Annotated in this window: 19 protein-coding genes and 1 pseudogene; 15 read left to right on the forward strand and 5 right to left on the reverse strand. The window is 58.5% G+C overall.

What is annotated here, in order from left to right:
* Window positions 1–142 precede the first annotated feature (142 nt).
* Window positions 143–1375: an HDOD domain-containing protein gene (locus Q1W15_RS18430; protein ID WP_300730827.1), complete on the forward strand. Its 1233-nt coding sequence runs from the start codon at window positions 143–145 to the stop codon at window positions 1373–1375.
* Between the two features lie 85 nt (window positions 1376–1460).
* Here Q1W15_RS18430 and desA read toward each other — a convergent pair whose 3' ends face one another.
* Window positions 1461–2645, reverse strand: coding sequence for a delta-9 fatty acid desaturase DesA (desA, locus tag Q1W15_RS18435; protein ID WP_300730828.1), 1185 nt, complete (start codon window positions 2643–2645; stop codon window positions 1461–1463).
* Between the two features lie 149 nt (window positions 2646–2794).
* On the opposite strand from desA, the gene dibA reads away from it, so the two are divergent.
* A complete protein-coding gene (gene dibA, locus Q1W15_RS18440) occupies window positions 2795–4717 on the forward strand; it encodes a phosphodiesterase DibA (protein ID WP_300730829.1) in 1923 nt (640 codons plus the stop codon).
* A 13-nt stretch (window positions 4718–4730) separates the two neighbouring features.
* Here dibA and Q1W15_RS18445 read toward each other — a convergent pair whose 3' ends face one another.
* The gene (locus tag Q1W15_RS18445; protein ID WP_300730830.1) at window positions 4731–5015 is read right to left on the reverse strand and encodes a hypothetical protein; all 285 of its coding nucleotides are present in this window, start codon (window positions 5013–5015) and stop codon (window positions 4731–4733) included.
* Here Q1W15_RS18445 and Q1W15_RS18450 point away from each other — a divergent pair.
* Together Q1W15_RS18450 and Q1W15_RS18455 are read left to right on the forward strand one after the other, a co-directional pair.
* On the forward strand, window positions 5014–5139 hold the full coding sequence (locus Q1W15_RS18450; RefSeq protein ID WP_300730831.1) for a hypothetical protein: 126 nt from the start codon (window positions 5014–5016) through the stop codon (window positions 5137–5139). The two genes, Q1W15_RS18445 and Q1W15_RS18450, sit on opposite strands and share 2 nt — an antisense overlap.
* The gene (locus Q1W15_RS18455; protein ID WP_300730832.1) at window positions 5139–5804 is read left to right on the forward strand and encodes a glutathione S-transferase; all 666 of its coding nucleotides are present in this window, start codon (window positions 5139–5141) and stop codon (window positions 5802–5804) included. Before Q1W15_RS18450 ends, Q1W15_RS18455 begins: the two co-directional genes overlap by 1 nt.
* Window positions 5805–5891: 87 nt before the next feature.
* Here the strand turns inward: Q1W15_RS18455 and argH are convergent, their stop codons facing one another.
* A complete protein-coding gene (gene argH / locus Q1W15_RS18460) occupies window positions 5892–7286 on the reverse strand; it encodes an argininosuccinate lyase (RefSeq protein ID WP_300730833.1) in 1395 nt (464 codons plus the stop codon).
* 242 nt (window positions 7287–7528) lie between these two features.
* On the opposite strand from argH, the pseudogene Q1W15_RS18465 reads away from it, so the two are divergent.
* The 8 genes and pseudogenes from Q1W15_RS18465 to rsd form a co-directional block, all read left to right on the forward strand.
* Window positions 7529–7675, forward strand: a pseudogene (locus Q1W15_RS18465) (sensor histidine kinase); the annotation flags it as partial.
* The gene (locus Q1W15_RS18470) at window positions 7672–8418 is read left to right on the forward strand and encodes a LytTR family DNA-binding domain-containing protein (RefSeq protein WP_300730834.1); all 747 of its coding nucleotides are present in this window, start codon (window positions 7672–7674) and stop codon (window positions 8416–8418) included. The pseudogene Q1W15_RS18465 and the gene Q1W15_RS18470, both read left to right, overlap by 4 nt.
* Before the next feature lie 128 nt (window positions 8419–8546).
* On the forward strand, window positions 8547–9488 hold the full coding sequence (hemC, locus tag Q1W15_RS18475; RefSeq protein ID WP_300730835.1) for a hydroxymethylbilane synthase: 942 nt from the start codon (window positions 8547–8549) through the stop codon (window positions 9486–9488).
* Entirely contained in the window at window positions 9485–10252 is a 768-nt protein-coding gene (locus Q1W15_RS18480; RefSeq protein WP_300730836.1) for a uroporphyrinogen-III synthase, read from the forward strand. The genes hemC and Q1W15_RS18480 overlap by 4 nt, the downstream gene beginning before the upstream one ends.
* Before the next feature lie 16 nt (window positions 10253–10268).
* Entirely contained in the window at window positions 10269–11399 is a 1131-nt protein-coding gene (locus Q1W15_RS18485; RefSeq protein WP_300730837.1) for a uroporphyrinogen-III C-methyltransferase, read from the forward strand.
* Window positions 11396–12637 (forward strand): heme biosynthesis protein HemY, encoded by a 1242-nt coding sequence (locus Q1W15_RS18490; protein ID WP_300730838.1) that lies wholly within the window; start codon window positions 11396–11398, stop codon window positions 12635–12637. The genes Q1W15_RS18485 and Q1W15_RS18490 overlap by 4 nt, the downstream gene beginning before the upstream one ends.
* A gap of 222 nt (window positions 12638–12859) precedes the next feature.
* Window positions 12860–13387: a disulfide bond formation protein B gene (locus Q1W15_RS18495; RefSeq protein WP_300730839.1), complete on the forward strand. Its 528-nt coding sequence runs from the start codon at window positions 12860–12862 to the stop codon at window positions 13385–13387.
* A gap of 191 nt (window positions 13388–13578) precedes the next feature.
* Window positions 13579–14064: a sigma D regulator gene (gene rsd / locus Q1W15_RS18500; RefSeq protein WP_300730840.1), complete on the forward strand. Its 486-nt coding sequence runs from the start codon at window positions 13579–13581 to the stop codon at window positions 14062–14064.
* A 58-nt stretch (window positions 14065–14122) separates the two neighbouring features.
* On the opposite strand, the gene Q1W15_RS18505 is transcribed toward rsd, so the two are convergent.
* Window positions 14123–14788: an FKBP-type peptidyl-prolyl cis-trans isomerase gene (locus Q1W15_RS18505; protein WP_300730841.1), complete on the reverse strand. Its 666-nt coding sequence runs from the start codon at window positions 14786–14788 to the stop codon at window positions 14123–14125.
* A 259-nt stretch (window positions 14789–15047) separates the two neighbouring features.
* Here Q1W15_RS18505 and Q1W15_RS18510 point away from each other — a divergent pair, with 259 nt between their 5' ends.
* The gene (locus Q1W15_RS18510) at window positions 15048–15929 is read left to right on the forward strand and encodes an AlgP family protein (protein WP_300730842.1); all 882 of its coding nucleotides are present in this window, start codon (window positions 15048–15050) and stop codon (window positions 15927–15929) included.
* Here the strand turns inward: Q1W15_RS18510 and Q1W15_RS18515 are convergent.
* Window positions 15926–16390, reverse strand: a complete 465-nt coding sequence (locus tag Q1W15_RS18515; protein ID WP_300730843.1) for a TIGR02444 family protein — start codon at window positions 16388–16390, stop codon at window positions 15926–15928. The two genes, Q1W15_RS18510 and Q1W15_RS18515, sit on opposite strands and share 4 nt — an antisense overlap.
* 50 nt (window positions 16391–16440) lie before the next feature.
* On the opposite strand from Q1W15_RS18515, the gene Q1W15_RS18520 reads away from it, so the two are divergent.
* A complete protein-coding gene (locus tag Q1W15_RS18520) occupies window positions 16441–18351 on the forward strand; it encodes an ATP-binding cassette domain-containing protein (RefSeq protein WP_300730844.1) in 1911 nt (636 codons plus the stop codon).
* Window positions 18351–18908 carry a mechanosensitive ion channel family protein gene (locus Q1W15_RS18525; RefSeq protein ID WP_300730845.1) on the forward strand — a complete coding sequence of 186 codons (558 nt, stop codon included), beginning with the start codon at window positions 18351–18353 and terminating at the stop codon, window positions 18906–18908. The genes Q1W15_RS18520 and Q1W15_RS18525 overlap by 1 nt, the downstream gene beginning before the upstream one ends.
* The last annotated feature ends 120 nt before the right edge of the window (window positions 18909–19028 follow it).

A 19028-nucleotide genomic window follows, 5' to 3' on the forward strand; every position in this document is an offset into this window, starting at 1 on the left:
TCAATGCTGAAGATGTGACTCGATAGACAAAAAAAACCGCTTCGGCGGTTTTTTTTGGTTTGGACGAATCATTTGAGTGATTTTTCTGTATCCACGCGCGCCCTTTGACTAAGGTGCTGGCATTGCGCTGGGAGCACATCGGATGACAGTTGTAGATTCATTGGCAGTACCGAGCGTATTGGTTGCAGAGAGCGATCCGTGGGTACGGGATCTGCTGAAACAGGTGGTATTGAGCGTGCGGTGTGACGCTCAACTGGATGTGTGCGCCGAAGGTCAGCAGGCGGTCGTCTTGCTGAAAAAAAAAGACTACGACTTGATCATTGCCGACGGAGATTTGCCCGGAATACGCGGCCTTGATCTGTTACGGGTAGTACGCCAACGCCGTCGCATACCGCTGTTGCCGTTCATCTTATTGAGCAACCGCAGTGACAGCGCCAGTGTGCGTGAAGCCTTGCCTCTGGCCCCGACGGCTTACTTGACCAAGCCATTGGACATCGGCGGCCTGACGAAACGCCTGGAAGGCCTGTTGTTGGGTGCCGGGCAAACGATTTCGTGTGAGGGGCCTGTTCTGGCACCGGGCATGACCTTGAAACGCTTTCTGACCCAGCAGCGTGCATCATCCGATGGTGCACCGTTGTGGGTGGAGGCGCGTGCGGCGATCAGGGCCAGCTTGAGCCCGGTCGGTCTGGACCTTGTGCTGCTTGAACAAGCCGTGCGCAGCGACCCGCAAATCACCGCGGTGCTGATTGCTGCCGCCAACAGTGCGGCCCAACACCGACCTAGCCCGGCCCAAACCTTGGCGCAAGCGCTGCAAGGCTTGGGGGCGGCACAAAGCATGAACCTGGTGCTCGGGTTGGCCCTCAAGCCCAGTGCGCAGTTAAGTGATCCGTGTTTGGCCGACTATGCCGAACGGCAATGGGTCGTGTCCCGGCGCACGGCGGAATATGGCCGCATGCTGGCGATCCAATTGCATCTGGATCAGGAGCGTTGCTACTGCGCCGGGTTGTTGCACCGCTTGGGCGATTTGGCCGTGTTGCGCTGTTTGCAGGAATGGCGACTGGCGGGAGGTGAACTGCAGACGCTGCAAATTGATGAGGCGCTGGCCGAGTTCGGTGCGGCGTATGGTTCCGCGCTACGCACCCGCTGGCGCTTGCCGCTGGAGCTGCGTGAGCTGATTGCGGCGGCGTATCACTTGGGCGGCGGGGTGTATTCGCGCGAGGCGTTGGTGATGAACCTGGTGACACAAGCGGCCCTGCTGGAGCCGGACGACGGGGACGCAATCATGGCGTTGGCCAACAGCAAAACGGCGCGCCTGTTGAAGGTGGGCACGTCAGAGTTGTCGCGTTTGATCAATACGGAACAAAGCGCCGTTTAGGGTCGCTTCGCAAGACCTGCAGGAGCGAGCTTGCTCGCGATCTTTTGAAGATCGCGAAGCAAGCGCTCGTAAAGCCGTGGTCGCCTTATACCGCTGCAGGACGCAGCGAATAGGTTTTCAGTTGTTTGGCAAATTCGTGCAGCGAATGAATCCCGCTGGCCTCTGCCTCGTGTATCCATTCCTTGATCGCGGCCAGCATGTCGTGACCATTTGAACTGGTCTTGACCCAGATCTGTTGCAACGCCAGGCGCTTTTCGTAAATCACTTTAAGCGAATGGCTGTGCTCCAGCAGGGTTTCGATACGCTGGTGATGGCGCTCTTCCAACAGGCTGGTTTCGCGCGATAACAACCGCTTGGCTTTACGGAACTGGTGGCGTACCGAATGATCGACCTTGGCCAGTTCTTGCTGAACCAGTGGCGCGATCACCAACTTGCGATACTGCGCCATGATCTGGAAACGGTTGTTAAGGATCGCCATCGCGGTGTCCATGTCCAGGTGGCCTTTGCCTTCCACGCGGTGAGCAATGGGTGCAACACGCTGAACCTTGGCCAAGCGCAAAAAGCTGAACACTTTGATCCACGCCCACCCCAGGTCGAACTCCCATTTCTTGACCGAAAGCTTGGCCGAGTTGGGGTAGGTGTGGTGGTTGTTGTGCAGTTCTTCGCCGCCAATGATGATGCCCCACGGCACCAGGTTGGTCGCCGCGTCGCGGCATTCAAAGTTGCGATAGCCCACCGCATGCCCCAGGCCATTTACGACGCCCGCAGCCCAAACCGGGATCCACATCATCTGGATGGCCCAAATGGTCAAGCCGATTGCGCCGAACAGCAGCAAGTCAATCACCAGCATCAGTACCACGCCGAGCATTTTATGCCGGGAGTAAAGATTGCGCTCGATCCAGTCTTCGGGGCAGTTCTTGCCGTAAATACGCAACGTCTCAGGATTCTGAGCTTCTTCGCGATACAGCTCTGCACCTTTGCGCAAAACGGTCGATAACCCTTTAATGACAGGGCTGTGCGGGTCGTCGACGGTTTCGCATTTGGCGTGGTGTTTGCGGTGGATGGCCGTCCACTCACGTGTATTCTGTGCCGTGGTCAACCACAGCCAGAAGCGGAAGAAATGCTTCAGGCCACTGTTAAGCTCCAGCGAGCGGTGGGCTGAGTAGCGGTGTAGATAAACCGTGACGCCGATAATGGTCACGTGGGTCATCAACAGGGTGACTGCCACCAGTTGCCAGGCTGACAAGTCTAGAAAACCGTTGTACCACATAGGCTGTTTGGCCCTCGGGGAAGATAAAAAAACTGCAACCTGCATTATCAACATGCAGGCAGATAAAGCCAGTCGCCCTTTTGGGGAGGGGTTCCTGGAAGCTTCTTACACTATAATTCCTTCTTTTATGTGGGCACTTTAACTTTTTTATGTCGGCTTATTATCGAGATGCCTTGCGTGCGGCGTTGTTATACGGGCTGCTATCGGTTGCCTGGTTCCAATTATCTGATCATTTATTGACCAGTCTTGTCGATGATTCGGCGCAGATCGTCCATTGGCAGCGGATAAACGGTTACCTGTGGGTGTTCATCAGTGCCGTCCTGATTTTTGCCGCGCGCGCCCGGCTGCTGACAGCTTTGGGCCTGAGCGGCAGTTTGCAGCGCCAGCGCAAGGACCAGGAGCGCCTGCGCCAGGCGGCCGTGGTGTTTGATTGCACCCGCGAAGGGGTATTGGTCAGTGACCGCTCTGGAATTATTGTGCATGTGAACCGTGCCCTGATTGAAATCACGGGTTACACGCCTGAAGAAGTCCTGGGGCAGCGCCCTAATATGTTCAAGTCGGGCCGGCATGGGCCTGAGTTCTACCAAGGTGTGTTCAAGTCGCTGGCAGAGCAGCGCGAATGGCACGGCGAGATCTGGAACCGCCGTAAAAGCGGTGAAATTTACCCGCAATGGCAAACCGTGCGGGCCGTGACCAACAGCAAAGATGAGGTCACGCACTATGTCGCGGTTTTTTCTGATATTTCGGCCATCAAGAAATCCCAGCATGAAATGACCCGGCTGGTGCACCACGACCCGCTCACGGACCTGCCCAATCGTCTGCTGTTCACGGACCGTACCGAGCACGCGCTGGTGTCGGCGCAGTTGCACAAGACCGGCTGCGCGCTGCTGATGATCGACCTTGATCATTTCAAAATCATCAACGACAGCCTCGGCCATAACGTGGGTGATTTGCTGCTCAAGGCGGTCGCCGATCGCTTGTGCGGCCTGTTTGGCAAAGGGTTTACCGTGGCTCGGCTGGGGGGGGATGAATTTGCCGTGCTGGTTGAAAATTGCCCGCACGTGAACTGGGCCGCCGCTCAGGCGCAGCAGGTGCTGGAGGTGATGAAAGGTGCGTTTGAGGTGGATAAGCACCAGTTGTTTATCAGCGCCAGTATCGGTATCAGCGTGTACCCCAATGACGCGATGAGCGCCGAGCAGTTGTTGCACAATGCTGACTCTGCCCTGTTCAAGGCTAAAAGCGCCGGTCGTGAAGACTATGCCCTGTACACCGAGGAACTCACCGTTCACGCGCAGTACCGCATTGAAGTGGCCAGCGATTTGCGCCGGGCTTTGGAGCAGCAAGAGTTACGGGTGTACTACCAGCCAGTGCACGACCTCAAAACCAGCCGCTTGATCGGTGTTGAAGCGCTGGTGCGTTGGCAGCACCCGCAGCGGGGGCTGGTGTCGCCGGGCGAGTTTATTCCGATTGCCGAGCGCACCGGGTTGATCGCAGAAATCGACGCGTGGGTGCTGGAACAAGCCTGCTGGCAGATGTGCCAATGGCAATCACGTGGGGTGTCGTTATCGTTCGTGGCGGTGAACATCTCCAGCCGGCTGTTTGCGCGGCCTGAGCTGTACACGCTGGTGTCGACCGTACTCAAAGACACAGGCCTCGACCCGGCCTTGCTGGAGCTGGAAGTCACGGAAAGCGCGGTGATGGAGGACTCCAACGCTGCACTGGCGCAGATGCACCGTCTGCGCAAGTTGGGGCTGCGCCTGGCGATTGATGACTTTGGCACCGGGTTCTCTTCGTTGTTGCGGCTAAAGCGGTTGCCGGTTCAGAAGCTCAAGATCGATCAGGGTTTTGTTGCCGGATTGCCGGAGGACAATGACGATGTGGCCATCGTTCGCGCGGTCATTGCGCTGTCCCAAAGCATGGGCTTGCAGGTGCATGCGGAGGGGATTGAACACGTCGAGCAGGCGCAGTTCCTGCTCGACCTTAACTGTGACCTGGGGCAGGGTTATTGGTTTGGCCGGCCGATGCCTGCCCATGAGCTGGACTGGCAGCGAGCACCTGAGATTTACGCCTGAACCCTGCGCGGCCTCAGTTCTTCTCGGGCGGTAACTCGGGCAATGCACGCAGCGCGGCTTCGTACCACTCGGTATTAAAGGCGCGGTCCTCTTCCAGGATCGCGTCGATCTCCACCGCCAGTACGTGGGCCATCATGTTCAAGATATCGTCGCGCTCGTAGCCCACCAGCGTCAGCTTGTTGTAGGTGGCTTTGGCGGCTGGAGGATTGTCGCTTTCGATCTGGTTTTCGATCGCTTGGGTCAGCGTATTTTCAGCGAACGCTTCATCATCGTTATCAACATCGATTGGCTCGCTCATGGCAGGCTCCTTTAGTAAAGGCTGGCAGTTTAACTGCATTCTGGCAGTGATGCTGCTAGCCAACCCGCCACCTACGCTCTATAACACCCTGCGCCAACCCCAACACGGCCTGGAGGCTTTGTAATGCTCAAGCTTTATGGATTTGCCGTCAGTAACTACTACAACATGGTCAAACTGGCGCTTTTGGAAAAGGGTGTGCCTTTTGAAGAGGTGCTGTTCTTCCCAGGGAAAACCCCTGAAGCGCTGGCAATCAGCCCTTGCGGGAAAGTGCCAGCCTTGGGCGTTGAACAGGGCATCATCAACGAAACCAGCGTGATCCTTGAGTACATCGAACAGACTCAGCCTGGCCAGGCCCTGTTACCGGCCGACCCGTTTGAGCGTGCCCGAGTCATGGCGCTGGCCAAAGAGATTGAGCTGTATATCGAATTGCCTGCCCGTGCCTTGCACGCTGAAGCGTTCTTTGGCATGCCCGTGCACGAGGCGATCAAAGGCAAAGCCAAGGCAGAGTTGCTGCGCGGGATTGCTTCGCTGGGCCGTCAGGGAGCATTCGCACCGTATGTGGCGGGTGCGACGCTGAGCGTGGCGGATATTTACTTCCTGTACAGCGTGAGCCTTGCCAGTGCGGTGGGCCATAAGGTGTTTGGCTTGGACCTGCTGGCAGAGTTGCCGGCGGCCAAAGCCTTGTTGGAGCGCCTGGGCCAAAACCCCAATGTGCAGAAAATTGCAGCCGACAAGGACGCGGCCATGCCGCAGTTCCTGGCGTGGATCAGCAGCCAGAAACCCCGTTAGGGCCGTTCGCGACGCAATAAAAAAGGGGTGCCCCAAGGCACCCCTTTGGTGTTGTGCGCCGCGGTGTATTCACCCGGGCGACAACGCTCAGCGGCTGGCCAACAACGCCTGGCCGCGAACCACGGCCGCTTTGACCTGCTGCGGCGCGGTACCGCCGATGTGGTTGCGTGCATTGACCGAGCCTTCGAGCGTCAACACGGCAAACACGTCGTCATCGATCTGGTCGCTGAACTGGCGCAATTCTTCCAGGCTCATTTCAGCCAGGTCCTTGCCGGTTTCAACGCCGTATTTCACGGCGTGGCCAACAATTTCGTGGCAATCACGGAACGGCAGGCCACGGCGAACCAGGTAGTCGGCCAGGTCGGTCGCTGTCGAGAACCCGCGCAGCGCGGCTTCACGCATGATCGAGTGCTTGGGTTTGATCGCCGGGATCATATCGGCAAAGGCCCGCAGCGAATCACGCAGCGTGTCGGCCGCGTCAAACAGTGGCTCTTTGTCTTCCTGGTTATCTTTGTTGTAGGCCAGCGGCTGGCCCTTCATCAGGGTCAGCAAGCCCATCAGCGCGCCGAATACACGGCCACTTTTGCCCCGCACCAGTTCCGGCACGTCCGGGTTTTTCTTTTGCGGCATGATCGAGCTGCCCGTGCAGAAACGGTCTGGCAGGTCGATAAACTGGAATTGAGCGCTGGTCCACAGCACCAACTCTTCGGAGAAACGCGACAAGTGCATCATCGCGATGCTCGCGGCGGCGCAGAATTCGATGGCGAAGTCGCGGTCCGACACGTTGTCCAGCGAGTTGCCGCCCACGGCATCAAACCCCAGCAACTGAGCCGTCAGCTCGCGGTCGATCGGGTAGGTGGTGCCGGCCAGCGCAGCGCTGCCCAACGGCATGCGGTTAGTGCGCTTGCGGCAGTCAACCAGGCGCTCGTAGTCGCGGCTGAGCATTTCGAACCAGGCCAGCATGTGGTGCCCGAAGGTCACCGGCTGGGCGGTTTGCAGGTGGGTAAAGCCGGGCATGATGGTCTCGGCTTCGCGCTCGGCTTGCTCCAGCAGACCTTTCTGCAAACGGGTGATTTCAGACAGGATCAGGTCGATCTCGTCACGTAGCCATAGGCGAATGTCGGTGGCTACCTGGTCGTTGCGGCTACGGCCAGTGTGCAGTTTCTTACCGGTAACGCCGATGCGATCTGTCAGGCGCGCCTCGATGTTCATGTGCACGTCTTCCAGGTCGATGCGCCAGTCAAACGTACCGGCCTCGATTTCGCTCTGGATGGTTTTCAGGCCGTCAATGATGCTGTCGCGCTCGGCGTCGGTCAGCACGCCAACCTTGGCCAGCATGGTGGCGTGGGCCACAGAGCCCATGATGTCGTGCCGATAAAGGCGCTGATCGAAAGTGACGGAGGCGGTGAAGCGCGCAACGAAGGCGTCGACGGGTTCACTGAAGCGGCCGCCCCAGGACTGGTTGGTCTTGTCGGTGCTCATGGATTCGCTCGTAATCGGCTGAGGTGGGGTAAATACACAAATAGTTACTACAGATCATAACAGGGTTGCCAATCGTGGCGTTGACGCGCATCGACAGCTTTTAATGCCAGTGAGCTATAAAAATACCTAAACGAAATCCATCGATTAAGCCCATTCGTCTTGGCAACCGTCTACAGTTGGTCGTATGGATCAGTCTTTGCAAGTCTTTGTAGATTACAAGGCGTATCCGGTATTAAATCGAACAACAGGCACAGGTGAATTTTGCTGCGCCGCTTGCGGCACTTTTTGGCCTTCGCGCTAGTCTTAGCGTGGATCGCCGTGACAGCCGTCACTTCACCTGTCTACGCTATCCTTGTGCGAGACTCACGCAGGAATACAGCGCTCTATGAATGTCCTGATCGTTGATGACGAAACTTTGCCCCGCGAGCATGTGAGCCGTGTACTCGGTACGCTTGGGGGTTATACGCTGCTGGAGCCTGGCGCCACTCATGGCGAAGAGGCATTGAATTTGATCGAGTCCCTGAAGCCGGATGTGGTGTTACTCGACATCCGCATGCCGGGGCTCGACGGGTTACAGGTTGCGGCCAAACTCTGTGAGCGCGACCAGGCACCCTCTGTGGTCTTCTGTGTGGGCGCAGACGATTTTTCACAGCAGGCCCTGGAAGAGAGCGGGGTGAGTTATGTGCTCAAACCGGTCAACGCCGAAGCCTTGAAAACCGTGCTGAAAAACGCGCACCGGCCCACTCGGTCTCAACTGGCGGCCTTAACCCGGCCCGCTGCGCAAACGGGTAGCGGGCCGCGCAGCCATATCAGTGCCCGCACTCGAAAAGGGATTGAGCTGATTCCCATTGACCAAGTGATTTACTTTATCGCCGACCATAAATACGTGACCTTGCGTCACGAGGGTGGCGAAGTCCTGCTCGATGAGCCGCTGAAGGCGCTGGAAGACGAATTCGGCGAGCGTTTCGTGCGTATTCACCGTAATGCATTGGTGGCGCGTAACCGCATCGAACGCCTGCAACGCACGCCGCTGGGCCACTTTCAATTGTTCTTGCGAGGCCTGAACGGGGATGCGCTGATTGTGAGCCGTCGCCATGTGGCCGGTGTGCGAAAGATGATGCAGCAGATGTAGTGCGCACGACTGAAATGCGCAGGGATGTCGTTTTTGGGCCAGGGAGGCCGCGTACTTTCTGATACAAGTCAAAGCTGTTTTGGCTGAGCTGTTATGATCAGCCGTATCTTTTCAGTACGGATTGATCCATGTCCTCTCGCGAAATCCGCATCGCTACCCGTAAAAGCGCCCTGGCTCTGTGGCAGGCTGACTACGTTAAAGCCCGTTTGGAGCAGGCTCACCCAGGTCTTGTGGTGACGCTGGTGCCCATGGTCAGCCGTGGCGACAAGTTGCTCGACTCGCCGTTGTCGAAAATCGGCGGCAAGGGCCTGTTTGTCAAAGAGCTGGAAACGGCTCTGCTTGAAAACGAAGCCGACATCGCTGTCCACTCAATGAAAGATGTGCCGATGGACTTCCCTGAAGGTCTGGGGCTGTTTTGCATTTGCGAGCGTGAAGACCCGCGCGATGCCTTCGTGTCCAACACCTTCGCCAGCCTCGACCAATTACCCATCGCGAGTGTGGTGGGCACGTCCAGCCTGCGTCGTCAGGCGCAATTGCTGGCGCGTCGTCCAGATCTGGAAATCCGCTTTTTGCGGGGCAACGTCAATACCCGCCTGGCCAAGCTCGACGCCGGGGAATACGACGCCATTATCCTTGCGGCGGCTGGCCTGATTCGCCTGGGATTTGAAGATCGCATCACATCGGCCATCAGCATCGAAGACAGCTTGCCGGCCGGTGGCCAAGGGGCCGTGGGTATCGAGTGCCGCAGCGCGGACAGCGAAATTCACGCCTTGCTGGCACCGTTACACCACGATGACACCGCTGTGCGGGTGACGGCTGAGCGCGCCCTGAACAAACACTTGAACGGCGGATGCCAGGTGCCCATCGCCTGTTACGCCGTGCTTGAAGGGCCGAACCTCTGGCTGCGCGGCCTGGTGGGTGAGCCTGGCGGCGGTGTGCTGCTGAGTGCTGACGCCCGTGCCCCGCGCAGTCATGCCGCCGCGTTGGGCGTGCAAGTGGCCGAAGCGTTATTGGCGCAAGGTGCCGGGGATATTCTGAAAGCCGTGTATGGCGAGGCAGGTCACGCGTGACAGGCTGGCGGTTGCTGCTGACCCGGCCCGCCGAAGAGTCGGCGGCCCTCGCCAATGAGTTGAGCGCGGCTGGCGTGTTTAGCAGCAGCTTGCCATTGTTGGCGATTGAGCCTCTGGTACTGACGGATGCGCATCGTGCCCTCGTGGCCGGTCTTGATCGTTATTGCGCGGTGATTGTGGTGAGTAAACCCGCCGCCCGTATGGGCCTGGCGCTGGTTGATCAATACTGGCCGCAGCCGCCCTCACAGAAGTGGTTCTGTGTGGGTGCCGCCACGGGGCAGATTCTCGCCGACTACGGGCTGGATGTTAGCTACCCTGAACGTGGCGATGACAGCGAGGCTTTGCTGGCGCTGCCGGCCTTTGAGCAAGCGTTGGCATGCCACGCACCTCGGGTGCTGATCCTGCGCGGGGAGGGCGGGCGAGAAATGTTGGCGGACCGTCTTCGCGTTCTGGGGGCGCAGGTCGATTACCTGGAACTGTACCGCCGTGATTTACCGTTTTACCCGCCTGCGGCCCTGCCTCAGCGCGTAAAAGGGGAACGCCTGAATGCGCTGGTGGTCAGCAGTGGACAAGGGTTTGAGCATTTACGGCACATGGCCGCAGATGCCTGGCCACAGTTGGCGGCTTTAACCCTGTTTGTTCCAAGCCCTCGGGTGGCTGCAATTGCGCGCAGCGCCGGGGCACAACATGTTGTGGATTGTCGTGGCGCGAGCGCCGCGGCTTTGCTGGCGGCGTTACGGGCGCACCCCGTACCTGCTTTCTAATGCAAAGGATGGATACGTGAGCGAAACAGACTTGTCCAAAGAGCACGTGCAGCCCGCGTCAGAAGCGCCGGTTGAAAAACCTGTCAGCAAGCCTGAACGTCGGGGCAATGGCTTGGCTGTGGTCGCCCTGCTACTGGGGGCCGCGGGTGTGGCGGTCGGGGGTTGGGGGGTCTGGCAGGTGCGTCACTTGCAAGTCGACACCGCCCAGCAACTGAGCGAAGTCCAGGCCTTGGGCGCGCAAACACTGTCGATCAAACAAGGCGAGCAGAAACTACTGACGCGCCTCAATCAGTTGCCTTCGGCCAGTGACTTGGACGACCAGCGCCAGTTGGTCGGTCAACTGCGAGGCGATCAGCAGCGCTTGAACCAGCGCCTAGAAACGGTTTTGAGCGCTAGCCGCAAGGACTGGCGCTTGGCTGAGGCTGAGCACTTGTTGCGGTTGGCGACCCTGAGGTTGTCGGCGTTGCAAGACGTCGCCAGTGCCCAAGCCTTGGTGCAGGGGGCTGACGATATTTTGCGTGAGCAAAATGACCCTGGCTCTTTTGCCGCCCGCGAGCAATTGGCCAAGAGTTTGACCGCGCTGCGCAGCGTTGAGCAGCCAGACCGCACCGGGTTGTTTTTGCAGTTGGCCGCTCTGCGTGACCAGGTGGCACAGCTCAACGCCCTGGCACCGGCTTACAAAGACTCCGGTGACTCGTTGCTGGGGCTGACGGCTGACGGCGATGGCGCGAGTCGTTGGTCGCAGTGGTGGGATGAAATTTCGCACTACATCCGTATCGATTTCAATGCCGACAAGAACGTTCGCCCGCTGTTGGCAGGGCAAAGCCTGACGCAGGTGCGTCTGGCTTTGAGCTTGGCGTTGGAACAGGCCCAGTGGGCCGCGATCAATGGTCAGGAGGCGATCTACACCCAGGCCTTGGCCCAGGCGCAAGAGGTGCTTAAAGGCAACTTCAACCCCGACAATCAGCACAGCCAAAAAATGCTGGAGCAAGTGATTGAGCTGAGTAAACAGCCGGTCGCGGTCAAAACACCGGACCTGGCGGGCACCTTGAGTGCCGTACAGGCTTATCTTGAGCGCCGCCATGTCAGCGCCGACGAGCCAGGGCCTGGTGCGTCTGGTCAGCCTGCGCAGGAGGCCCGCCCATGAAGCGCTTCTACGTGATTGTATTTTTTCTGATCGCCGCAGCGGCATGCGTCGGCCTGGCAATCGCCGAAGATGCGGGGTATGTGCTGCTCGCTTATAAAAACTTCCGCTACGAATCCAGTGTGTGGGCCACGTTGGCGTTGCTGCTGGTGCTGGGGTTGCTGGTCTGGGGTATCAAGCTGCTGGTGGAACTGGTCACGGCGTCTACCGGGCTGGTTAACCCCTGGTCGCGGCGCAATCGCAGTCGTCGCGTGCAAATCGCGATTGAGCAAGGCCAGATGGACCTCGCTGAAGGTCGTTGGGCCAGCGCACAAAAACACCTGTCTCGCGCCGCAGAAGCTGAACGCCAGCCTTTACTGTTTTATATGGGGGCGGCCCGTGCGGCCAACGAGCAAGGCCGTTACGAGGAAAGTGACAATTTGCTTGAGCGCGCGCTGGAGCGTCAGCCACAGGCCGAACTGGCGATTGCCTTGAGCCACGCCCAACTGCAACTGGACCGCGCCGATACCGAGGGTGCCTTGGCCACTTTGCAAGCCATGCATGAGCGTCATCCGCACAATGTTCAAGTGTTGCGCCAATTGCAGCGCTTGCATCAGCAACGGGGTGACTGGGCGGCGTTAATTCGTTTGCTGCCAGAGCTGCGTAAAGACAAGGTGCTGCCCGCCAATGAGCTGGCTGACCTGGAACGCCGTGCGTGGGGGCAAAATTTGAGTTTGGCGGCGCAGCGTGAAAAAGAAGGTGAGGCGGGACTGCAATCGCTTCAACGCGCCTGGCAACAACTGACGGCGGCGCAACGGCAAGAGCCGGCACTGGTGCTGGCCTATGCGGAGCAATTGCGCCAATTGGGGGCTCAGGCCGAGGCCGAAGACGTCTTGCGGGGGGCCTTGAAGCGTAGCTACGACAGCCACCTTGTGCGGCTGTATGGCTTGCTGCGCGGCAATGACCCGGCAAAGCAATTGCAAACGGCTGAAGGCTGGTTAAAGGCTCACCCCGGTGATGCCAGCTTGCTGCTGACCCTGGGGCGTCTGAGCCTGCAGAACAGCTTGTGGGGCAAGGCACGGGATTACTTCGAAAGTAGCCTGGCCGTTGAGCGCAATCCTGAAACCTGTGCCGAACTGGCGCGGTTGCTCGCACAACTGGGTGATACGGCTCGCAGTAATCAATTGTTTCAGGAAGGGTTGAACTTGCTGGATGAGCGGTTACTGGCCTTGCCTTTGCCCTCGACGGGTACGAATTTCTAGGCCTGAAAGGCCGGTTTAAGGGCCGAATAAACCGGACTTCAAGGAGTGGAAACTTTACACAATGGTGATGGCGGTAATTTCCTACGTTGCTTATGTAAAGTACTGTCGGATGCTGTTGGTAATTCCCTACACCCTTCAGGAAGCTTCCTCTGTGGCTCACCTTGAAAGGGCTAATGGCTTTCATCTACCGTAATCAGCTGTCTCTTTTGTTACGGAAAAGCCATGTTTTTGGCCTGCTCACGTTTCATTTTCTTCTTGTCCTTTCTAAGTGGTGCTCTGGTCTTGGGCACCTCTTTATTTCTCGAGTACGGGTCTGGGCTTTCGCCTTGTCTTTTATGTTATGTGCAGCGCTTTTTCTTGCTCGGTTTCTGCCTGACAACATTGACAGCCTGTTTGCGTGATCGCGGGCCTGTGGGCATGTGGTGCTTTTCTGTCCTGTCTCTCTTAATGGCGTTGGCAGGCGCAGCCAGTGCGTTCAGGCAAGTGCTGGTGCAAGCGCTACCGCCCGAGCAATTAATGTTTTGCCAGCCCGAGCTTGCTTGTGTCTGGCACTACTTATCCCCGCGCGAAATACTGGCGATGATCTACCGGGGAAGTGAAGAGTGCGCTCATATTCAGTGGTCCGTTTTCAACTTGAGTATTCCTGAATTAAGCCTGCTGGCGTTTACCGGCTTGAGTGTGCTGAGCATCGTTCAAGTGGTTCGTGTGATTTACTATCAGGCAGGGTCACGCACCGACGACGTGAAGTAGGCGTGCGTATTAAACGCTTGTATGAATTTTCTCTATGGCATGCCTTGATGCCATGGTCATGCGGGCATAGTCTGGGTCGAATACATTATTGGAAATAGGCCGCCCCAGTGCTGTAGCAGTTGTACACATTTGGGTTCGGATAAGCTTGGTCAGGCCAGGCGGCAGGGACCCAAAAGGGAAGAGAGAACATCATGCTTGAAAGATGTCAGAATGCTCAGGAACGTTTCAATGGCGTCCACAAGTTGATTGATAACTGGCTGAATGAGCGCAGTGAACTTGTGAAAGCCTACCAGGTTGTGGAAGCAGAGCTCGCAGACTCACGTCCTGATGGCAAAACCCAGAGTGCGTTTTGTGAGGTGTTGGTGGACTACGTGTCTGCCGGGCATTTTGAGATTTACGAGCAACTGAACTCAGAAGCCCTGGCATTTGCTGATGCGCGCGGGCTGAAGTTGGCTGCGACGATTTACCCTAGAATCGAAGCGATCACCCAGCACTCCCTGGACTTCAATGATCGATGTGTCGGCAAGAAGCACCGCCCAAACTGCGAGATCCTCGCTGCCAAATTCAAAGACCTCGGCAACTTGCTGAATGAGCGGTTTGAGCTGGAAGACTGCCTGATCGAAGTGCTGCACAACGCACACAATGAGCAAAAGGAAGTGCAAGCCGTTCGCGCATGAGCCTGGATGCAATTGGCGGGTAACGGTGCGCAGTGCGCACCGTTTTTGTGTGAGGCTTTTACGGTTTGACGGCGAGCAATTCGATGTCAAATACCAGAGGGGTGTAGGGTGCAATCAAGTTGCCTGCGCCCTGCGCGCCGTAGGCCAATGAGGAAGTAATCACCAGGTGCCACTTCGCACCGACGGGCATCTGCACCAACGCGCTGCGCCACCCTTCAATGACGCTGTCCAGTCGAAACCACTGGGGTTGAGCACTGTGGTCGAACACGGTGCCATCTGGCAGGCGGCCCACATAGTTCACGTACGCGGACCCCTGTGCAATGGGTGTTGCTCCGGTACCCGGCTTGAGCTCGGTCAAAAGAATGCCAGGGGCGAGTTCCCTCACCTGAGGTTTGTGTTTTTCTTCGCGCAAAAACGCACGCTCCGCGACCAGAGCCTTTTCGGTGTCCGGTTGCAGGGCGGCGTTGTCGATGTGTGCCTGATGCTCCGTCAATACCTGCGCAATCCGTACGTCGGTCAGCGCCAGCGGCTGCCCTTGGTAGGCCGCCTGCAAACCTTCAATCAGGGCTTTGAGCTCAAGGTCCGGCACCTCGTCGCGCAAGCGTTCACCCAGGCTGGCACCCAGGCTGTAAGCGAGGTCGTGAGCCGCATCAGGGGGTGTTGCCGGGGCTGCATGGGCTGGGGTGACAAGGCATAACAACGTCAAAAAACAGTATCGCGGCATGAGCACGCTCCGGCCTGAAGTACAGGAATTAGGCCTGCGCACCTATCGGCTATCGCCGTTTTAATCATGGCTAGGTGCGCGGGGAAAGCAGACGTTAACAGGGTGGCAGCATTGGGTTCAGTCACAGACGAAAGATTGATCCAGCACAACTTTCGCGACGCCATGCAACCCGTACCCAGGGTTAGTGTCAACATGCTCTAGCGGCGGTTCCTACAGAGGTCTAGTATGAGTCGCACTCACTTCAGCCAGGAGGTAAACCATGTCGGCCAAAAAGAAGCCCGTTAATACCCCGTTGCACCTGCTCCAACAGCTCTCAGGCAGCTTGCTTGAGCATTTGGAAAACGCTTGCTCCCAAGCGTTGGCTGATGCTGAGAAACTGCTCGCCAAGCTAGAGAAACAACGTGGCAAAGCCCAGGAGAAACTGCACAACGCCCGTGCCAAGTTGCAGGACGCGGCCAATGCAGGTAAATCCAAGGCTCAGTCCAAGGCCAAGTCGGGCGTTAAAGAGCTGGAGCAACTGCTCGAATCGCTCAAAGAGCGTCAAACTGAAACCCGGGACTACATTCTGCAACTCAAGCGAGATGCCCAGGAAAGCCTGAAGCTGGCCCAAGGCGTGGGTCGTGTCAAAGAAGCGGTTGCCAAGGCTTTGACGGCTCGTGAAGCGAAAGCAGCGCCAGCGGCTAAAAAGGTAGCCGCCAAGGCACCGGTCAAAGCGGCGGCCAAGCCTGCTGCCAAAGCTCCCGCCAAAGCCCCCGCGCAAAAACCCGCGGCCCGCACCGCTAAACCGGTTGCTGCCAAAGCCCCTGCTGCCAAGGCAGCCCCCGTAAAACCTGCAGCGGCCAAAGCGCCTGTTAAGGCACCGGTGAAAGCCGCTGCCAAACCGGCCGTTAAAACTGCCGCCGCCAAGCCTGCTGCGGCCAAACCTGCAACAGCTAAACCCGCAGCTGCCAAGCCTGCCACGGCTACCAAACCGGTTGCCAAGCCTGCTGCAAAACCTGCAGTACGAGCGGCAGCCAAACCTGCTGTGAAAAAGCCGGTGGCCAGCAAGCCTGCGACGGCATCTGCCAAGCCGGCCACTGCCCCTGCTGCGCCAGCAGCGGCCCCTGCTGCGGCTCCAGAAGCGCCAACCAGCGCGTCCTAAGGGCGATTGACCACGGCGCGCAGCGTCTGCAGCGCGTCGCAATCAGGGGGGCAGGCTTCGCTTGCCATCCTCTGTAGCCAGTTGCACGGTCGTTGCGATTGAGCACTAGGCCATTCTTGTGTCAGTGACGCCAAGCGCCACAGCAGTGTGCGTTCGGCTTCCAGTTCCAGTGACTTGATCTGCCCCCGCAGTCCTGCCAGCGTTTCATCCTGTGCGGCCGCTTCGCGCCACTGTGTGCGCAGGTGACGCAAGGGTTGTATCACTTCGCGCTGCCACGGCTCGGCACAGGCGCTCAGTTGCGCCTGTCGCGCCTCATCCCAAGCTACGCCACGGTGTTCCAGCCACGCGGCGCACAGCAACAGGCACACGTCCTGCCCCCGGCTTTGCAGCTTCAAGCACGCCGGCTCCACGCCGGGCTGCGCATACAGGTTCAAACAGTAATTCCACAGGTCAGTCTGCATAGTGCAATTCGCGCCAGTTGAGAGGGAAGCTGGTAGACTCCGCCGCCATTATGATCCGACTTCAGAACCTGACTTTACAGCGTGGCCCGCAACGTCTGCTAGAAGACGCCGAGCTGACCCTGCACGCCGGCCACAAAGCCGGTCTGGTCGGTGCCAATGGCGCCGGTAAATCCACTTTGTTCGCCTTGTTGCTGGGTGAGTTGACGCCTGATTCCGGGGATTGTCTGCTGCCAGCCGACTGGCGGATTGCCCATATGCGGCAAGAAATCGACACCCTCGATCGTATCGCGATTGACTACGTGCTCGATGGCGACCAGCGCTTGCGCCAAGTCCAGGCCGATCTGGCCAAGGCCGAAGCCAACGAAGATGGCCCGGCGCAGGCTCGCCTGCACGCCGAGCTGGACAGCGCCGACGGCTACACCGCCGATGCTCGCGCCCGCAAAATGCTGGCTGGGCTGGGGTTCACCAACGAACAGATGGACCGCCCGGTCGCAGATTTCTCGGGTGGCTGGCGGATGCGCCTGAACCTGGCCCAAGCCTTGATGTGCCCCTCCGACCTGTTGTTGCTCGATGAACCGACCAACCACTTGGACCTAGATGCCATCCTGTGGCTTGAAGACTTTCTCAAAGGCTACCCGGGCACCTTGTTGCTGATTTCCCATGACCGGGATTTCCTCGATGCCGTGGTCGACAATATTGCCCACGTTGACCAGCGTAAAATCACGCTCTATCGCGGTGGTTACAGCGCCTTTGAGCGTGCGCGTGCCGAACGTCTGGCCCAGCAACAACAGGCCTACGAAAAGCAACAGGCGCAGCGTGCGCACATGGAAAGCTACATTGCCCGCTTCAAGGCCCAGGCCACCAAGGCTCGTCAGGCCCAAAGCCGGATCAAGGCCCTTGAACGCATGGAGGAACTGAGCGCGGCCCATGTCGACTCACCGTTCGACTTCGTGTTCCGCGAAGCAGTCAAACTCTCCAGCCCGTTGCTGGATTTGTCCGACGCCCGTTTGGGCTATGGCGATAAAACCATCCTTGAGAAGGTCAAGCTGCAACTGGTACCGGGTGCGCGAATCGGTTTGCTCGGCCCGAACGGTGCAGGCAAGTCGACGCTGATCAAAAACCTTGCGGGTGAGCTTGAGCCGTTGTCCGGCCGTCTGGCCCGTGGTGAGAACCTGGTCGTGGGCTACTTTGCCCAGCATCAGCTGGATTCGTTGGACGCCAAAGCCAGCCCGTTGCTGCATTTGCAGCGCTTGGCACCGACCGAGCGTGAGCAAACCCTGCGCGATTTTCTCGGTGGTTTTGACTTCCGCGGTGCTCGGATTGATGAACCCGTGCTGAATTTTTCGGGCGGTGAAAAAGCGCGCCTTGCGCTGGCGCTGATTGCATGGGGCCGGCCTAACTTGTTGCTGCTCGACGAACCGACCAACCACCTTGATCTCGAAATGCGGCTGGCGCTGACGATGGCCCTGCAAGAGTTCAGCGGTGCGGTTTTGGTGGTGTCTCACGATCGGCATTTGCTCAAAAGTACGACCGACGAGTTTCTGTTGGTGGCCGATGGCAAGGTGCAGGAGTTCGACGGCGACCTCGACGACTACGCACGCTGGTTGGCCGATTACCGCCTGCGCAACGCGCCGGTCAGCAACACACCGGTCAACCCGGACAAAACCGATAAAAAGGCGCAGCGTCAGGCCGCTGCCGCGCTGCGCCAGCAATTGGCTCCGCACAAGCGTGAGGCCGATAAGCTGGAAAGCGAGCTGGGTAAGGTCAACGAGAGACTGACGCAGATCGAAGCCAGCCTGGGTGACAGCGCGGTGTATGAAGCGACCCGCAAAGACGAACTGCGCGAGCTGCTGGCCGATCAAGCCAAACTCAAAGCCCTTGAAGGTCAGCTTGAAGAGCGCTGGATGGAAGCCCTTGAACAGCTTGAAACGCTGCAGGCCGAGCTGGAGGCATTGTCCTGATGGAGTCGCTGGGCCTGCCTTTACCTGCCGAACTGATCGCGCCGCTGTGGATTGGCGTGCAGATTTTGCTGATCCTGTTGGCCGGGTACTTTCTGCAACGCGGCATTGCACGATTTTTGACGGGGCTGGGTCAGCGCTACCCGCTGCCGCCGCAGTTGTTGATGCCACTGCGCGGTGTGTTGCGCTGGTTCATCATGGGCAGTGCCGTCATTATCGTGCTGGAGCGCCTCGGCGTTTCGGCAACGGTACTGTGGACGGCGCTCTCAGGGTTTGCCGCGGTTGCGGCCATTGCGTTCTTCGCGATGTGGAGCGTGCTCTCCAACCTGCTGTGTGCGGTGTTGATCTTCACCGTCGGGCCGTTTCGTATTGGCGACATCGTGGAACTGCTCGACACGCTCGACAAGCCTGGAGTCAAAGGCCGTGTCGTGGCCATCAACCTGCTGTACACCACCCTGATCGAACCTGCGGAAGCCGGCTCCGGCAGTAGCATGGTGCAAGTGCCCAACAGCCTGTTTTTCCAGCGCTCGGTTCGTCGCTGGCGCGAAGGCGATCTGTAAGTAGCCCACCCTCTGAAGGAGAGGCCGGCCCGTCTTCGGCGTTCGGCCAGCGTGGTTTAAGGGGGCCCTTGGATCAAAAGTCAGATCAACAGATCACGAGCAAGCTCGTTCCTACAAACG

Source organism: Pseudomonas sp. (assembly GCF_030150285.1).
Lineage (GTDB): Bacteria > Pseudomonadota > Gammaproteobacteria > Pseudomonadales > Pseudomonadaceae > Aquipseudomonas.

What these genes read in the sequence shown, in the direction of transcription:
- Q1W15_RS18430 (WP_300730827.1), top strand. Translation starts at nt 143, where the DNA reads ATGACAGTTGTAGATTCATTGGCAGTACCGAGCGTATTGGTTGCAGAG.
- argH (WP_300730833.1), bottom strand. Translation starts at nt 7,286, where the DNA reads ATGAGCACCGACAAGACCAACCAGTCCTGGGGCGGCCGCTTCAGTGAA.
- Q1W15_RS18505 (WP_300730841.1), bottom strand. Translation starts at nt 14,788, where the DNA reads ATGCCGCGATACTGTTTTTTGACGTTGTTATGCCTTGTCACCCCAGCC.
- Q1W15_RS18455 (WP_300730832.1), top strand. Translation starts at nt 5,139, where the DNA reads ATGCTCAAGCTTTATGGATTTGCCGTCAGTAACTACTACAACATGGTC.
- Q1W15_RS18450 (WP_300730831.1), top strand. Translation starts at nt 5,014, where the DNA reads ATGGCAGGCTCCTTTAGTAAAGGCTGGCAGTTTAACTGCATTCTGGCA.
- hemC (WP_300730835.1), top strand. Translation starts at nt 8,547, where the DNA reads ATGTCCTCTCGCGAAATCCGCATCGCTACCCGTAAAAGCGCCCTGGCT.
- Q1W15_RS18515 (WP_300730843.1), bottom strand. Translation starts at nt 16,390, where the DNA reads ATGCAGACTGACCTGTGGAATTACTGTTTGAACCTGTATGCGCAGCCC.
- desA (WP_300730828.1), bottom strand. Translation starts at nt 2,645, where the DNA reads ATGTGGTACAACGGTTTTCTAGACTTGTCAGCCTGGCAACTGGTGGCA.
- dibA (WP_300730829.1), top strand. Translation starts at nt 2,795, where the DNA reads ATGTCGGCTTATTATCGAGATGCCTTGCGTGCGGCGTTGTTATACGGG.
- Q1W15_RS18510 (WP_300730842.1), top strand. Translation starts at nt 15,048, where the DNA reads ATGTCGGCCAAAAAGAAGCCCGTTAATACCCCGTTGCACCTGCTCCAA.
- Q1W15_RS18470 (WP_300730834.1), top strand. Translation starts at nt 7,672, where the DNA reads ATGAATGTCCTGATCGTTGATGACGAAACTTTGCCCCGCGAGCATGTG.
- Q1W15_RS18525 (WP_300730845.1), top strand. Translation starts at nt 18,351, where the DNA reads ATGGAGTCGCTGGGCCTGCCTTTACCTGCCGAACTGATCGCGCCGCTG.
- Q1W15_RS18495 (WP_300730839.1), top strand. Translation starts at nt 12,860, where the DNA reads ATGTTTTTGGCCTGCTCACGTTTCATTTTCTTCTTGTCCTTTCTAAGT.
- rsd (WP_300730840.1), top strand. Translation starts at nt 13,579, where the DNA reads ATGCTTGAAAGATGTCAGAATGCTCAGGAACGTTTCAATGGCGTCCAC.
- Q1W15_RS18445 (WP_300730830.1), bottom strand. Translation starts at nt 5,015, where the DNA reads ATGAGCGAGCCAATCGATGTTGATAACGATGATGAAGCGTTCGCTGAA.
- Q1W15_RS18520 (WP_300730844.1), top strand. Translation starts at nt 16,441, where the DNA reads ATGATCCGACTTCAGAACCTGACTTTACAGCGTGGCCCGCAACGTCTG.
- Q1W15_RS18490 (WP_300730838.1), top strand. Translation starts at nt 11,396, where the DNA reads ATGAAGCGCTTCTACGTGATTGTATTTTTTCTGATCGCCGCAGCGGCA.